Source organism: Chamaesiphon sp. VAR_48_metabat_403, assembly GCF_031422475.1.
Taxonomy (GTDB): Bacteria; Cyanobacteriota; Cyanobacteriia; order Cyanobacteriales; family Chamaesiphonaceae; genus Chamaesiphon.
On the sequence record NZ_JANPLS010000079.1, the window covers coordinates 67,944 to 84,141 of the forward strand.

Annotated in this window: 9 protein-coding genes; 4 read left to right on the plus strand and 5 right to left on the minus strand. The window is 47.6% G+C overall.

Annotated features, from left to right (window positions below):
* Positions 1–38: 38 nt before the first annotated feature.
* Positions 39–3,953, plus strand: coding sequence for a phosphoribosylformylglycinamidine synthase subunit PurL (gene purL, locus RMO79_RS04105; protein WP_310481795.1), 3,915 nt, complete (start codon positions 39–41; stop codon positions 3,951–3,953).
* A 393-nt stretch (positions 3,954–4,346) separates the two neighbouring features.
* Positions 4,347–6,203 (plus strand): hypothetical protein, encoded by a 1,857-nt coding sequence (locus tag RMO79_RS04110; protein ID WP_310481797.1) that lies wholly within the window; start codon positions 4,347–4,349, stop codon positions 6,201–6,203.
* Positions 6,204–6,247: 44 nt separating this feature from the next.
* Here the strand turns inward: RMO79_RS04110 and RMO79_RS04115 are convergent, their stop codons facing one another.
* From RMO79_RS04115 to infB, 5 genes are all read right to left on the minus strand, one after another.
* The gene (locus RMO79_RS04115) at positions 6,248–7,741 is read right to left on the minus strand and encodes a cryptochrome/photolyase family protein (RefSeq protein ID WP_310481799.1); all 1,494 of its coding nucleotides are present in this window, start codon (positions 7,739–7,741) and stop codon (positions 6,248–6,250) included.
* A gap of 190 nt (positions 7,742–7,931) precedes the next feature.
* Positions 7,932–8,846: an SGNH/GDSL hydrolase family protein gene (locus RMO79_RS04120; RefSeq protein ID WP_310481800.1), complete on the minus strand. Its 915-nt coding sequence runs from the start codon at positions 8,844–8,846 to the stop codon at positions 7,932–7,934.
* Positions 8,847–8,965: 119 nt separating this feature from the next.
* Positions 8,966–9,835: a TIGR02452 family protein gene (locus tag RMO79_RS04125; RefSeq protein ID WP_310481802.1), complete on the minus strand. Its 870-nt coding sequence runs from the start codon at positions 9,833–9,835 to the stop codon at positions 8,966–8,968.
* A gap of 92 nt (positions 9,836–9,927) precedes the next feature.
* The gene (locus tag RMO79_RS04130) at positions 9,928–10,398 is read right to left on the minus strand and encodes a hypothetical protein (RefSeq protein WP_310481803.1); all 471 of its coding nucleotides are present in this window, start codon (positions 10,396–10,398) and stop codon (positions 9,928–9,930) included.
* Positions 10,399–10,697: 299 nt separating this feature from the next.
* Positions 10,698–13,757 carry a translation initiation factor IF-2 gene (gene infB, locus RMO79_RS04135; RefSeq protein WP_310481804.1) on the minus strand — a complete coding sequence of 1,020 codons (3,060 nt, stop codon included), beginning with the start codon at positions 13,755–13,757 and terminating at the stop codon, positions 10,698–10,700.
* Positions 13,758–13,992: 235 nt separating this feature from the next.
* Between infB and RMO79_RS04140 the strand changes: the two genes are divergently transcribed.
* Both RMO79_RS04140 and cobA read left to right on the plus strand, forming a co-directional pair.
* A complete protein-coding gene (locus RMO79_RS04140) occupies positions 13,993–14,226 on the plus strand; it encodes a hypothetical protein (protein WP_310481805.1) in 234 nt (77 codons plus the stop codon).
* 90 nt (positions 14,227–14,316) lie between these two features.
* A complete protein-coding gene (cobA, locus tag RMO79_RS04145; protein ID WP_310481806.1) occupies positions 14,317–15,864 on the plus strand; it encodes a uroporphyrinogen-III C-methyltransferase in 1,548 nt (515 codons plus the stop codon).
* Positions 15,865–16,198: the final 334 nt, after the last annotated feature.

Genomic DNA, 16,198 nt, shown 5'->3' on the forward strand with positions numbered 1-16,198 from the left:
TCGCATAAAATACTCTCCTTACTCCTTACTCCCACCCCATGACTAGCCCCTTCACCCCTGCCGAAATCGCCGCTCAAGGTATCAAGCCTAATGAATACGAGGAAATTGTCAAACGACTCAATAGACACCCTAACAAAGCCGAATTAGGCATGTTTGGGGTGATGTGGTCGGAGCATTGCTGCTATAAAAATTCGCGTCCATTGCTCAAACAATTTCCGACTACAGGCGATCGGATTCTGGTCGGGCCAGGTGAAAATGCGGGTGTGATCGATTTAGGCGATGGACTTCAACTTGCATTTAAAATCGAATCTCACAACCATCCTTCGGCGGTCGAACCCTTTCAAGGAGCCGCTACGGGCGTGGGCGGCATTCTCCGCGATATCTTTACAATGGGCGCACGTCCGATCGCAATTCTCAATTCGCTGCGATTTGGAGACCTCAAAGATGCTAAAACCCGCCGTTTATTTACGGGTGTCGTCGCGGGAATATCTCATTATGGCAACTGCTTGATCGGATCTGAAACCTTTACCTGGAAGGACGATCGCGGTATTCATATCGATACGATCGGTAATTTTGTCAATACCCATCTTCCGCCGAACGTCCATACTCACGAACTCCCAGCGGGGATTGAAACCCTCTCGCTCGATCCTAAAACCAATCGGACTTGCTGGCAACCCGTAGCGCGGATTTTCAAACGTCAGACAACTACCCTAGTTAATATCCGCACCTCACTAGGGCGAAGCATTACAGTTACTCCCGATCACCCGATGTTACGGGTAGAAGCCGAGAATAAAGTGCGAATTCGCTACGCTCAAACCCTCCGCGTTGGCGATAATCTCCCCGTACTCCAGAAACTCCCCGAAAGCTCTGCCCAGCCTCAACCGATCGATCTAATTGCCACCATCGATCCCCAACTACATGCCGATCTAGATTTACTTGTCAAACTGCCAGACACTTGGCAACCTACAGATCTAATCCGCACTACGCTGGAATTATTTGAACCCTCGATTCAAAAACGCAATCACTACTTCAGTACCAAAACTTTACCACTCGATCGGTTCCTAAATCTGGAACAATTACTCGGACTCGATCGTGCCTTGAATTTCTCCCGTGCGGATCTGCAAATCGGGCAACATGGCAAGGATGACTGGTTACCTGCGATCGTGCAGCCGAATGCCGCTTTTGCTCGGTTACTCGGTTACTACCTCGCCACGGGGATGGTATCGCCATCTGGGAACATTTATCGAATTTTCTTTAACTTCAGCCATCAGGAAGCCGCTGCTGCTGAGGATACGATCGAAATCCTCCAGCAGTTGGGACTCGAAGCTAGTGCCAAGCAACGCACATCGGGAATGGCAATTTGTGTTTCGTCCTGGTTATTGGGTCATTTATTCATTCGAGCGTGGGGCTGTGGTAACGAATCGACGCACAAACGGATTCCCGATTTTGTGTGGGAATGGAACTGGCAACTTCAGCAGGAATTACTCAAAGGTTTAATTCGCAACAATCCCACAATTCCCAATCCGAGTTATGGAGCCTCAGCGCGCGAGAAAATTTTCTGCTCTACTTCCAGCCGTCAATTATTCGATGGCATTATGCTCCTGATCCAAAATCAGGGCATTCTACCCCAAGTTCACCACCGTCCGGCGACTGTGGGCAAAATTAAAGGACGAGAATTTGACTACGCTGCACTCTGGCAAATTGAAGTGCGCCACGATTGGATGCAGACTCGTTCCGCGACCCCCCCGCAGCAGCAAGAAGCTGGGAATGTCGCAACTAAATGCGTCACCGATACGCTGACAACAATGGCGACAGTCAAAATTCATAGCATCGCCGCCCATACCATCGAAACCTGCGATGTCTACGATGTCGAGGTCGATAATACTCACTTATTTGTCACCAGCGGGGGAATTGTCGCCCATAATTGCGTTGGCGTGCCTACCGTCGGTGGCGAAGTTTATTTCGATCCCGCTTATTCTGGTAATCCCTTAGTCAATGCGATGGCGATGGGCTTAATGGAGACAGATACGATCGTTAAATCTGGTGCCGCTGGCATTGGCAATCCCGTTCTCTACGTCGGTTCCACTACTGGGCGCGACGGCATGGGTGGCGCGAGTTTCGCCAGTGCCGAACTGACTGCCGAATCGATCGATAATCGCCCCGCAGTCCAAGTTGGCGACCCTTTTCTAGAAAAATCCCTAATCGAAGCCTGTCTCGAAGCCTTCAAAACTGGTGCAGTCGTCGCCGCCCAAGATATGGGAGCCGCTGGGATTACCTGTTCTTGCTCGGAAATGGCGGCTAAAGGTGGCGTTGGGGTTGAATTTAACCTCGACTTAGTACCCGCCCGCGAACCCGGCATGGTGCCCTATGAATACCTCTTATCCGAATCCCAAGAACGGATGTTATTCGTCGCTCATAAAGGACGCGAACAAGAATTAATCGATATCTTCGAGCGGTGGGGACTCCACGCCGTCGTCGCAGGTACCGTCATCGAAGAGCCAGTTGTCAGAATTCTATTTCAGGGAGAAGTTGCTGCCTTAGTTCCCGCCACCGCACTGGCAGATAACACCCCCATTTACGAGCGGGAATTGATGACAGAAGCTCCTGAGTATGCCCAAACAGCCTGGGCATGGACACCAGACCTATTACCCCCAGCCACCCCCCAAGGCATCGAAATTAACGGCAAATCTCATACCTGGAACGACGTGCTGTTGACCCTGTTGGATACACCTTCGATCGCGTCCAAACGCTGGGTCTACCGTCAATACGACCACCAAGTCCAAAATAATACCGTCATGCTTCCCGGTGGTGCCGATGCCGCAATCATCCGCATCCGCCCCTTGGAGCCGATCCAAGGTCGCCAATCTACAGTTAATAACCCCAACCTCGGCGTAGCCGCTACCGTAGACTGCAACCCCCGCTACGTCTATCTCAACCCCTACGAAGGCGCGAAAATGGTCGTCGCCGAAGCCGCCCGTAACCTCAGTTGCGTCGGAGCCGAACCCGTCGCCGTCACCGACAATCTCAACTTTGGTAGCCCCGAAAAACCGATCGGGTATTGGCAACTCGCCAACGCCTGTAAGGGTTTATCTGAAGCTTGCAGCGCATTTAGCACCCCCGTCACGGGCGGAAATGTATCACTATATAACGAAACCTTCGATCCCGAAGGCAATCCCGTCCCCATCTACCCCACCCCAGTCGTCGGCATGGTCGGCATCGTAGACGATATTACCAAAGTCTGCGGTCAAGGCTGGCAAAATTCCGGCGATATTATCTACCTATTAGGGATTCCCACCACCTCAAACGCACCCCACCGCAATGACGCTCCAGCGGGTATCCCCGCATCGCACGTACTCCATCCCATTACTCTAGGCGGATCGGAATATCTGGCAACCCTCCATCAAACCGTCGCTGGGCAACCCCCCGCCGTAGATTTCGCCCTCGAACTCCAAGTTCAAGCCGCCTGTCGCTATGGAATTCGCCAAGGCTGGATTAAATCCGCTCACGACTCCACCGAGGGTGGTTTAGCCGTAGCCCTCGCTGAATGTTGTATTTCTGGCAATAAAGGCGCAGCAATTAATTTTGTCAGCAATCAAGAAGCTTGGCAAAAAGGGGTAGCCGAAAATATCGCTAAAGTTTATCGCGAGACGGGGGCGCGGTTACCAATTGCACAATTAGATTTCAGCGGCATGTGCTGGCGTTGGGATGAGTGGTTATTTGGCGAAGGTGGTGCGAGAATTATCGTCTCGATTTCGCCCGACTCTCAAGCCGAATTCGAGGCTTATTTACAACAACAAATCACAGGTAATTGGCAATCTTTAGGTGTCGTTGGTACTGCGAGCGATCGATTTGAAATTACTTCTGCTAACGGCGCAATTGGATTAATCGATCTCGATCTCGCGGCAATTACCGATACTTGGGCAAATGCGATCGAACGTCGTTTAGATGTATAAGTAAGCCAGATCTCCGACTTTTTTAAAAAGTCGGAGATTTTAACCGATCGCGCGATCGAGATTTTAGACTAAGATAACGTCAATTCAGGTTAAGAATATCTGCTCCGCTCAGACACCGCCCGCGACTGAAGTGCGGGCTAGTAACTAAAGTCCTCTTCAGAGGACTAATTGATAGTCCTCTGAAGAGGACTTTAGTTACTAGCCTGGGGATTAATCCCCAGGCGGTGTTGGAACGGAGCAAATCAACTGTCCTTATCCCGAACTTTGTATAGAACCCATTTAAGATCTCAAATGGATTCTGTACCGAGGATACGCACTCTAATTGACACAGGATGAGAAATTCACTCAGCGATTTGGGCATACTTACTAGGTAATCTCGTAAGTTGTGGGCTGATGAGACAAAAACAACTACTATCTCCAGTCAAGCCTAGCCAAAATCTAGTTGAGTATCGATTCAAGCTATTATTTTTACCTTTATTTGGTTTGTTTGCTATCGTCGATTTTCTGGTTATATCGATATGTTGGACGTTCGAGCCAATTGCAAAATTTATCGCAAGTCAAACTATTTGGATATCGATACTTTTAATAATATCGATATTCGCGATCGCAATATTATCAACACACTTTCTAGTTAATAAATGTTGTCTTTTACTTACTTCAAAAGGTATCTCTGGTTACGATCGGTGGGGTCGTCGGACTGATATCGGCTGGCAAGAAATAATCGCAGTTAAGCCTTATCAGTTCCAAGGAACCCGCTCTTTATGTATTAAAGTAATAGGTCGAAAAAATATTCACATCTCACCTCGTTTTTACCAGACACCTCAATTACTTGTCGATCGAGTCCGCGAATTAGCTGGGACGGAACACATATTAGCTCGTGCGTTAGAAAAAGAATTATCGCGTCCTCGTCGTGACTTTAGTAAGCTTCAGTGGTGGGTAATTGGTGCGATCGCATTAATAACTAGCATCTATTTAATTGGCGGGAATATCTATGCAGCCGATCGCGAAAAACCCTTAGAATTAGCGATCGCCAGTTATGTCCGTCAATATCCTAAAACTGCACCAAACAAATCGGCGATCGAATTACAAGCTTTAATGGCTAAATTAGGCCTATCTGTAGAAGCTTTTGGCGATGGTACCGAAGTAAAAGTCAAGCCAGAGCAAGCCGCAATCTTGCAATGGCAAACGATCGAGCCAGTTTTTAAAAAGTATTTAGATAAGCAATTAGAAACAAAAGAATCGATCGAACCATTCCCCGATTTGCTAGCAAGTTATCTTAACAAACATCAACCTGAGATTACAGCTATTGAAACTCATCTAATTAATAATCCAATTCCACAATGGGGTGCCGATCCAGGATGGATCGAAAAAAGCGATCTGCAAGCTGGAGATAGTCCGTATTCACAACAGATGAATAGTTTTGCTGTTTGGTATGTAGAGAATTTAACGATCCTGAATTTACTCGATAAACAGTCATTACCTAACACTAATATCGATCGAGATTTAGCCGCCATTGAAAAAATTCAGCAATCTTTTCAAACTCAACCGTCATTAGTTTCACAGTTAGTTGCCCGACTTGGAGAACGTCGAATTTCAGATTTGGTAAGACGTGTCGATCGGATTCCGACAGGATGGGGTAATAATTTATTTAGTCTCGATCGTCACACACAGATGTACGGTTCTATCGAAAATTATTCAATGTTTACTAATAGAAAACTGCAAGATAAAACGATGTTCGGGCAGATTTTAATAGACAACAAAAGTTTTGTAAGATTTATTCCTGCTTATTATCATTTTTTACGCCCTCAGATTCGACTAAAAATAGTCGATCGTCATCGAGAAGTTATGCAAGGTTTAGCATATTGGCAGAAACAGAATATTTGCCGCACGAATGGAGCTGATGGGATAATACCGACAGCGATTTTAGGTATTGATGACTATATTACTTCGACTCCATATCTAGCCAGTCAATATCGAAAAGTCTTGAGTAGCGATCTGCGCTGGGAAGCAACTAGTATAATTAGACAAGTAAAATCTCAATTAGCATCGGGACAAAAAGTCGAGCTTGCAACAAAAGAATTTAACATGCCCTCAAAAGTTTGTCCTGGGGAAAACTGGACTGCAAAGTCTCAAGATGGAGCTGTAAATATTGCATTCAGCCATCCGCCCGATTGGCAAGCTTTGGGTGTAAACAACCCTGTAGATATCGATCCGTTAGCATATACAATTAAACCGATCGATCGAGGTTAGAAAAGATCCCCGACTTTTTCAAGAAGTCGGGGATCTAGGCGTGTTTACGCAGTAGCATCTAGATTTTTTAAAAACTTTTCTGCTGCGGTGAGATGCTGCTGCTGCTTTTCTGGAGTCATTTTATCGAAAGTTCTCACCAACATACCCAGACGCGGATTGCTGAGAAAGAAATCGCGATGAACGTGCATAAATCGCCAAAATAAACCATCCCAAGTTTGTTGCCAATCACCTTTTGGATAGTCGCTCATCTTCATCAAATAATTACTACCGCTGATGTATGGCTTAGTACACATGCCTCCACCGTCGGCAAACTGGCTCATCGCATACACATTTGGCACCATCACCCAATCGTAAGTATCGACAAACATTTCCATGAACCAGCGATACACCTCATTGGGATCGAACTCGCATAGCAGCATAAAATTCCCAGCTACCATCAGCCGTTCGATATGATGACAATAACCGCTTTTAAGTGTTTTCTTAATCGTGGCATCTAATGGTAAAATTCCGGTCGTTCCCTCCCAGAAACTTTTAGGAATCTGGCGTGTAAAACCCCAATAGTTGCGCGTACGCTGGCTGCGTCCCCGGCGATCGTATGTAATTCGGATAAACTCTCTCCATCCCATTATCTGCCGAATGAAGCCTTCTAGACTATTTAAAGGCACCTCATCGACCATTTTTAAAGCTGCGTCGATTACCTGTTGGGGCGATAACAATCCAGTATTGAGCAGCGGTGATAATATGGAATGATGTAAAACTGTCTCACGTAAGACGATCGCATCTTCATACGCGCCAAAATCAGCAAACCGCACGGTTAAAAAATCAGTCAGCCACTCATCAGCCTCAGCATAAGTCGTCGGATAAAACCCAGCCGCAAATGGTTGCTCTACCGAGCCATAATTATTGCTAAAATGTTTGCTCACATAAATTTGAGCTGCCCGCACGTACTCATTCAATTCGGGTAAATCTAAAACTGGAGCCGATCGACCTTTAGGAAATTTGAGGCGATTATCCACATCATACGTCCATTGTCCGCCCAGCGGTTTATTAAACTTATCTACTAAAATCTCCCGCTCTTTGCGTCTATCAATATAAAAATCCGTCTGCTTATAACTCTTGCGCTTGTCGAAAAATGCGGAGATTTCCGCCGGATCTTCTAAAAAATTCGGCGTTCGATATACCTGTAATTCGATGCCGTGCTGCTGAGATCCCGCCGTCAACCGCTGTTGCAGCCAGTCATCAACCACATCTGCATAGTGGAGTTCGCATACCCCCTCACTAGCAATAATGGGGATCAGCTTCTGAATGTCGCATTCCGCACTCGTCGCGGGAACATAGCGCACCTCATAGCCTTGTTGAGTCAAGTAATCTGCGTACATCTGCATCGTCGCGCGATGTAACAACAATTTTTGCTGATGGAAGTTGAATTGATGAAAAAATAACCACTCTTCCACTAAATAAACAACTCTACCTGGAACCAGTGCCGGATGTTGGCGAAAAAGTTGATGCGGAAAAACAATGCTAGCTGGAATTGACATGGCGATTATCCAGGGCGAGGCTGCGCCAACGCAATTTCTCGTATTGTAGCAATTCTTATTTAATTCATAAACTCTTGCGGGGAGTATGCTACTAAATTACTCCCATCTCACTCAAGAAATATGCAGTCCGCTCTTCGATCGAGTGGAACCCGATCGATGTCTAGTGCTACGCTGGGAAAAGAGCAGCTTCTTATCGGCTACGGCTTTGCTGAGTGTTTGATTGTAGGATGGTTAGAGCATGTGCTGAGAGAATTTGATAGGCAGCAGCAGTCGGGTGAAGTTCATCCCAAAACAAAAAAGAATTAGGATTAGTGCAAACAGTTCTAGTAGATCGATTAAAGCAAGGCTGTGTGACATTTATAAATCCAAATTTACTCGGATTATTTATTACTGTGCCGAACAATGTCTGCATATCGATCGAGATAATTGAAATTTTAGGATTCTGTTGAGATAGCCTTTCAATTGACGTTTTTAAAAGTTGATTATGCACCGTTGACAACTCAGTCAATCGCGCACTTTTTCTGGAGTTGGCAACACCAGATGGACTTTTGCCTAAATCTGGAAGATTAGGCACCATTAGTTGTGTTGCCCCAGCATCAATCAGTCGTTGAAGTGCCGTTGATAAATTACCGACTGTCACGGCTGGATTAGGTTGCCGATCTCCCAAGTAGTCGTTAGCTCCCGCCCAGAGAATAAACAATCGATCTGGATCGATCCTTGGAGTTGTCTGTAAAAAGCGATCTAGTTGAGTGGTTAAGCCAGGTAAAGCCGGATCGATCGTATTGAGTGTACCGCTAGTAGCTCCCCCAAAAGCGAAATTAGAACTTGTCTTGGTAACTTTTAACTTAGCCGCAATATTCTCTACCCAGATTGAGCCATTAGAGAAACGCCCTTTGAAATACAGTGGGTTCGGTGGAAATATTTGCCCGCTTGCCTGAAAAACATTCCCATTATCGACGAGACTATCGCCAAAAGCAGTTATCCCCTCAATCTGCTGCGCCATTGCTAGGGGTGTCATCCAGCCAAATAATCCCGCGATCCCGATTGCGGAGCCGATCGAAATGATACTTGAGATCGGCTGTTTGAGTATAGTTAAATCCGGCATGGCAAGAGGGGTTAATAGTGATTGTTATTTAGACATACGCTAAAAATTTATATTTAGATTCCTTTCCAGATCGGAGCTTCCCATTCAAACCGATCCTACTGAAAACGGAATTTCAATAGTTAAATTAGTCTTTTCTGGATCTCATCTGAGCTGATGTTCGATCGAAACCGCTGTTGAAATGCCGTCAGCGTATCTGAATTACGATTAGAAGTATAGATCGCAAATACAACCCTATCGAAACAACCCCAAAAGCTGGGATGTTCCAGCCACCGCCCGAACGCATCGGCGACCATGCTAGGATCGTTGCAAAATACCCCACAACCCCAAGCTCCGAGCAATAACGATCGATGTCCATTGTCGCGCGCGATGGCTAGAACGATGCCAGCACGTCGTTCGAGTGCGGCTGCAATCGCCGCGCTACATTCAGGATCTCGACGCAAAGCTTGTCCCGCGTTGGGTGCGGGTGCGGTAATTACCGATGCCAGAAATACATCATCTAACAATTCCCGATTGCGGACGCGAAACCAGGGTACATTCGGCGAATAGATAATATGGTCGCTATAGAGCAACGATTCGCCCGCACGATTGATATCGTAGTAAGTGGGTTGAGTCAGCAGACACGGGTAGATGCCCGAACAACGCGCCAAATCTTCTTCTTGGGCTTTGGCACCATTAATAAAGCCACCACCCGGATTTCGGGCTGATGCGAAGCTTAACAATACCAAATCCTCGCATCCTTCAGCACGCACTAACCGATTGGCGGCTACTTGAGTTGTTTCGGTTGTTACTTCAATCTGAGGTTGCTGCTTAGATGTACTAGCGGCAGGCTGTTCTAACAGCACATACGACTGTTGTGGGGTATATAAAACTGTTTTTTTGACTGCGCTCTGTTGTGCGGCTAAAAATTCAATTGTTTTTCCAGCCTGATTGATATATTTCCCGACTTTGAGGATATCTAATGTTTCCTTAGCAGTATTTTTGAGTGACATAATTCAATTCGATCGCGAAGTATCTCTAGAAGAGAGTCGATAATGGGGTGATTTTTAATATTGTAAATTAAAACCAAAAATACGATCGATATTTACCGCATGAAGATATCAACATAGTCAGTGGCAGTATCGCATGGACTTTGCATTTGCTGTAATCGCCAATATTTTCTATTTTCAGTTATTTTAAACACCATCTCGCCGTCTCGCTTGCAAGCCTCGCCTTTATTAATATGACTGACTCTCGTAACAATTTTACCTCTGAATGTAAATTGCTTATCTTCAACACTGACAATTTTGCCGTCGATTTGTAGATAGTCTTCTCCTTTAGTCTGGTTGCCGATTGCCACCATCATCCCTTGCCGATCGATTACTTTAAGATTGCCAAATTCTGCCCAATTGTCCCAACCAATCCATTGGAGATTTAGCTTATGCTTGCCTACTAATTTTCTAGCCGCTGTGGGACTATTGACGATCGTTCTATCTTGAGGTTCTGGTTGGGCAGACACAGCATTCGGCACCAGCAGTATAGCTAACCCGATCGATATTAACTGAATCTTGTTCATGATACTCTAGGTGCGATCGGCTGGTAAGAAAAGAAGATATAATTCAATAAGACGAGAGATTTAAAACTGAAGTTCCAGATGGAGACTCAAGATACTTGGCAGGAATGGCTATTTGTAGGCACCTATATCGCGCTGCTATTATTCGTAATTTGGGGCGTACTAATTCGGAAGTAAATATTAATTTAGATGATTGAATCGATCGGCATCTTAACCGAGATCGTTATTCTCAATGTAACTTACCTTAAAAAACCCAGCTTCTAACTGAAGCTGGGTTTTAAAAATTAAGATCGCGTTATTGCTTAAACGGGCGATAGCGTCCGACGCTTGCTGACCATTTGGAAGGTTTCGATAATATCGCCTTCTTGCCAGTCATTAAACTTATCTAGACGGATACCGCACTCAAAGCCAGAATTGACCTCGCGCACGTCATCCTTGACCCGTTTGAGCGAATCGAGCGTACCTTCATACACCAGTTGACTCTTCCGCAGAACGCGAATGCTACAGTTCCGCAGGGCTTTACCCGATAGTATGTAACAGCCAGCAATGTTGCCGCGTCCGGCTTGGAATACCGCCCGGACTTCCACTTGACCGAGGGGTTCTTCGACTTGTTCGGGGTCGAGGAGACCTTCCATCGCGCCTTGAATGTCGCTCAGGAGGGCGTAGATGATGTTGTATTCGCGAACATCGACACCAGCATCATCGGAGGCAGAACGGGCACCGCTGGCGAGAGTGGTGTTGAAGCCGATAATTACGGCACCACTGGCTGCGGCTAAATCTACGTCGGTTTCGGTGATTTCACCTGCGGCAGAGAGGAGAACGCGGACTTGGACTTCGTTTTGAGGTAACTGGCGTAGGGAACCGAGAATTGCTTCGACAGAACCTTGAACGTCGGCTTTGAGAATCAGGTTGAGTTCTTTGAGTTCTCCTTCTTGAGCCTTGGCTGATAAGCTGTTGAGGGTGACCCGGCGGGATGCCATCATTTGTTGGAGTCGCGACTGACGACGTTCGGCAGAACGGACATCGGCAATGGCACGAGCTTCTTTCTCGATGAAGACTTCAAACTCGTCACCAGCTTGAGGTACATCGCTCAAACCGAGGACTTCGACGGCAAAAGAGGGGCCAGCAGCTTCGACTCGTGCGAGTCGGTCGTCTACCATCGCCCGGACTTTCCCAAATACGTGTCCGGCAACTAGGGTTTCGCCGACGCGGAGGGTACCATTTTGGACTAGCAGCGTAGCAACGGGGCCTTTGGCTTTGTCAAGGTGGGCTTCAATTACCGTACCACGAGCAGTCCGATCGGGGTTAGCTTGAAGATCTTCGACATCGGCAACTAGGAGAATCATCTCTAGCAGCGTATCGAGGTTCTCGCCTTTAAGGGCACTAACTTCGACCATAATTGTATCGCCACCCAAGTCTTCAGATTGGAGGTTGAAGGCGATGAGTTCTTGTTTGACACGAGCGGGGTTGGCACCGGGTTTGTCGATTTTGTTAATGGCGACGATAATCGGTACTTCTGCTGCTTGAGCGTGACGGATTGCTTCGATCGTTTGGGGACGCACGCCATCATCGGCAGCAACGACGAGAATCGCAATATCTGTGACTCGCGCACCCCGCGCCCGCATGGCGGTGAAGGCTTCGTGACCGGGGGTATCGAGGAAAACCACCTGTTGGGTTTCGCCTTCATGTTCCATGTCCACATGGTAAGCACCGATGTGCTGGGTAATCCCCCCTGCTTCACCCTGAGCGACTTTGGTCGATCGAATGGCATCGAGTAAGGTAGTTTTACCATGATCGACGTGACCCATAATCGTAACGACGGGCGGACGACGTTGGAGTAAGTCGAAGTCTTCGAGGTCGAGCATTTCGGTAACTTTGGTTGCCGCTGCTTGTTCGACACCAGTAATCACTTCCACACCCATCTCTTCGGCTACCATTGTGGCGGTACCCGCATCGAGAATTTGGGTGACGCTAATTGCCATCCCTTTAAAGAAGAGCTGTTTAACAATTTCCGTTTCCGCTACCATCAGCATTTCGGCTAAATCGCGGACGGTAATACTGCCCATGAGTGTAATCGACTCTGGCTTTTCAACGGTGCTTTTCTGTTCCCGTTTGTTGTTGCTACTGCGCTCTTTGGTGTCGCGATCGCCTTTCATGACGGGCTTCTTACGTTGAGCGGGTACCGATGCGGGTCGAATGCCGCCACCAGTACCGATTTTCTGTTTAGCAGGTCGGGCGATCGACAGGCTGACGATCGTCTCGGTCGCGTTGTCGTTACCATCGAGATCGTCGTCTTCATCATCTTCATCGATGACCACTGTTTTAACCCGCTTCCCTTTCGCTGGGACTTTGGCTTTAGCAGTTTCGATTTCTTCCTCTTCTTTACTCCAGCCTTTGCCTTTATTTACTGGCTTGCGGAGCGGCGGCCGCTTGAGTTCGAGATCGACGGTGGTTGGCGTATCATCTTTGTCGGTGCTGTTGGCATCTTTAGCCGCTCCGCCAATTTTAGGGCCGTTGCCCTGAGGTTTAATCTGGACGATCCGCGCGGGCGGACGATTGAGCGGTGGTGCTTCGTTTTCGGCTTTGGCAACTGGCTTGCGCGGTGCGCCAGGAGCGGGGCTACGCGTGGGCGCGCCTGCTGCCGGACGGCTGCCCGGTTCGATTCTGACGATCTGGGGTTTGGGGATCGGCTTAGTGGGAGCTGGGGACTTGGCCGCTGGAGCCACACCGCTGGCTTCCCCGCCATCGCCATCCGCTGGACGCGCTGGCGGGCCAGATAATTGGGGTTTTGGAGCTGGTGGCTGGACGGGACTGGACACTCTGGCAGCACGTACGGGTGCTGCTCCTTCTGTGTTACTGCTCTCCGCACGGCGGACGGAAGTAACGGCTTCACCGCCGAGTGTCGGCCGAACGACCGGACGACTGGCAGTGGGCTGAGATGGGGGCTGTCTCAAGGGTGGCTGTTGGGCTGGTAACGGCGGTTGAGGCATCAAAGATGGCTTGTGTTGACTGTCGCTTTTGTGTTCGATTTGCAAGATTCTGGCTTTTGATTCGCTTGGTCGTTGGGGCGCGCTCTGGTTGGCGGTGGCTGGATTTGGAGTTATCGATTTTGGTGGTTCGATCTTGGTTGTGGCAGGAGTAGATTCCCCCTTCTCAGTCGCGATCTGACGCAGGGGTTTATTGTGACGATCGGGAAATTTTTCGTTAGCGGCGGTGACGATCTGTTCTGCTTCCGCCTCTGAGATACTGCTACTGTGACTTTTGACTACAATATTCAAGTCTTCGCAAATCCCTAATAAATCCTTATTTTCCAAATTCAATTCCTTTGACAATTCGTAAATTCTGACTTTGCCGTTGTTCATCCACTATGTCCCTATTTATGAAACCGATCGAGCGTCTAGATTATGACTTGATGTGGGCAAGACCATATATTTATCTACACAATGTTGATATTTTGATGATTAAACTAAGTATATATAATGAAAGCTATTACCTGGTAGTAGTGGGTGCTTAGCAACGCAAGCGAACTTAGCGAATGCTGATTTTTTCCCCTCCGTTATCAATCGACTCACGGGCACAGCCACTCTTTTTGAAGAATTGCTGTTTCGGTATCGCTCCGAATTAGTTAGCCTGATGGTAGCTTGCAACCATCGTACGATGTTTATCGATCGAACTCGATCCAAAACTGAATTATCAGATCTGAATGGGGAATTATATTATATTCTTACACCAATTTGGCACGATCGGCGAGTCCGATCGACAATTTGTGATACTGTGATAGGTTTATCCGAATTCTCGACAATGGCAGCCCTGCGGATGGGGATCGCTTGAGAATGCTCGATCTTACCGATCGCTCGATCGGACGGTGGGGAACGATCGCATCGACAGTCTGAGAAATATAATAATTAATTAATTTTTTCGATGAACAAAGTATACATTGTGGGCGCGGGGCCAGGAGATACCGCATATTTAACACTGCGAGCGCAACAGATTCTCACACAAGCGGAAGTGTTAATTTATGATGCTTTGGTCGATCGCGGATTACTCGATCTCGTCCCAGACACTTGTATCTTAGTCGATGTCGGCAAGCGCGGCGGACAGCCGAGTATGCCTCAATCGCAAATCGATTTATTGCTGGTAGAATATGCCCAAACCGGACAGACGGTAGTTCGGCTCAAAAGTGGCGATCCGTTTATCTTCGGGCGAGTCACTGCCGAAATTGATGCTTTAATTGCCGCACAGTGCGATTATGAAGTCGTTCCGGGCTTATCTACCGCCTTAGTCGCCCCGTTACTGGCTGGCATTCCACTCACCGATCCGGTACTGAGTCGCGGCTTTGCGGTTGTCACCGCTCATCTTCCGGACGATCTCGATTGGGATGCCTTAGCACGGATGCCCACGGTGGTGATTTTAATGGGGGCTAGGCAATTAGCCGCTGTAGTCACCCAGCTTTTAAAACACGATCGCGCCATCGATACCCCGATCGCCATTATCCGCTGGGCAGGTACCCCCCAGCAACAAATTTGGGTCTCAGATTTGGGTCGAATTCTGCTGGAAACTGGCGATGTCGATCTATCGCCAGCCGTCATCGTCGTGGGTCAAGTGGTCAGATTGCGCGAATATCTCAAGTGTGAAATGTCAACTTCGCCGATCGATCCAATTTTAGGGCTAGATAACTGTGCCGATCGTCCCTTTATCGTGGGCAAAACCGTCCTTGTGACTCGTGCTGCCAAACAAGCTAGTGGATTCAGTCAAATGTTACAATCGAAGGGCGCACGCGTCCTAGAAATGCCCACTTTAGAAATCGTACCGCCGACAAGCTGGCAGGATCTCGATCGCGAGATTGATAAATTAACCGATTTCGATTGGCTAATTCTTACCTCCAGCAACGCAGTAGACTCGTTCTTCGCCCGACTCCAACATGCTGGTAAAGATAGTCGCGCGCTCGCTGGCATTAAAATTGCCGTCGTCGGCCAAAAAACCGCCCAATCGTTGCAACCGCACGGCATTACCCCCGACTTCATCCCGCCCGACTTTATCGCCGATTCCTTAATTATTAACTTCCCCACATCCCCAGCAGGACAAAGAATTTTATTTCCCCGCGTCGAAACAGGCGGACGTGAAGTTTTAGTCAAAGAATTTACCGATTTAGGTGCGACAGTCATCGAAGTCGCCGCATATCAATCGCAATGTCCCGCCCACATCGATCCCACCGTACTTACCGCACTCCAAAATCGAGAGATAGATATCATCGCTTTTGCCAGCTCTAAAACCGTCCAACATTTCTACCAACTCATCGGCACCAGTTTACCAACAGATTGGCAACAGCAAGTCTGCATCGCCTCGATCGGTCCTCAGACTTCGGCTACCTGTCTAGCCTTATTGGGTAAGGTAGATATCGAAGCAACTGAATATACATTGCCCGGATTGGTGGCTGCTTTAGAATTGGGTGTCGAGACAGCAAACTGAGGTAGTAGGGCTAATTCATAAATTAGCCCTACTACCTCAGTTTGCTACCGTGCATACACATCTTGGGTGAGAAGCGAAATTGGTGCGAATCCCCCAAACCCCCTTTTTAAGGCAGGGCTGATTCATTCCCGATCGGGCTTAGGTTGACAAGAATAAAAGTAATTAATTCCGATCGAATAACTGGTACGTTCATGCTCAGAAACAACCACCTTCAACTAAAAACCGATTGCTTTAGATATTGACAAATTCATTCCCAAAGGGGATGAATCAGCCCTGCCTTTTTAAGGGGGCAAAGATTCAGTCAAAGTCCCCCTTTTTAAAGCTACCGTGTATA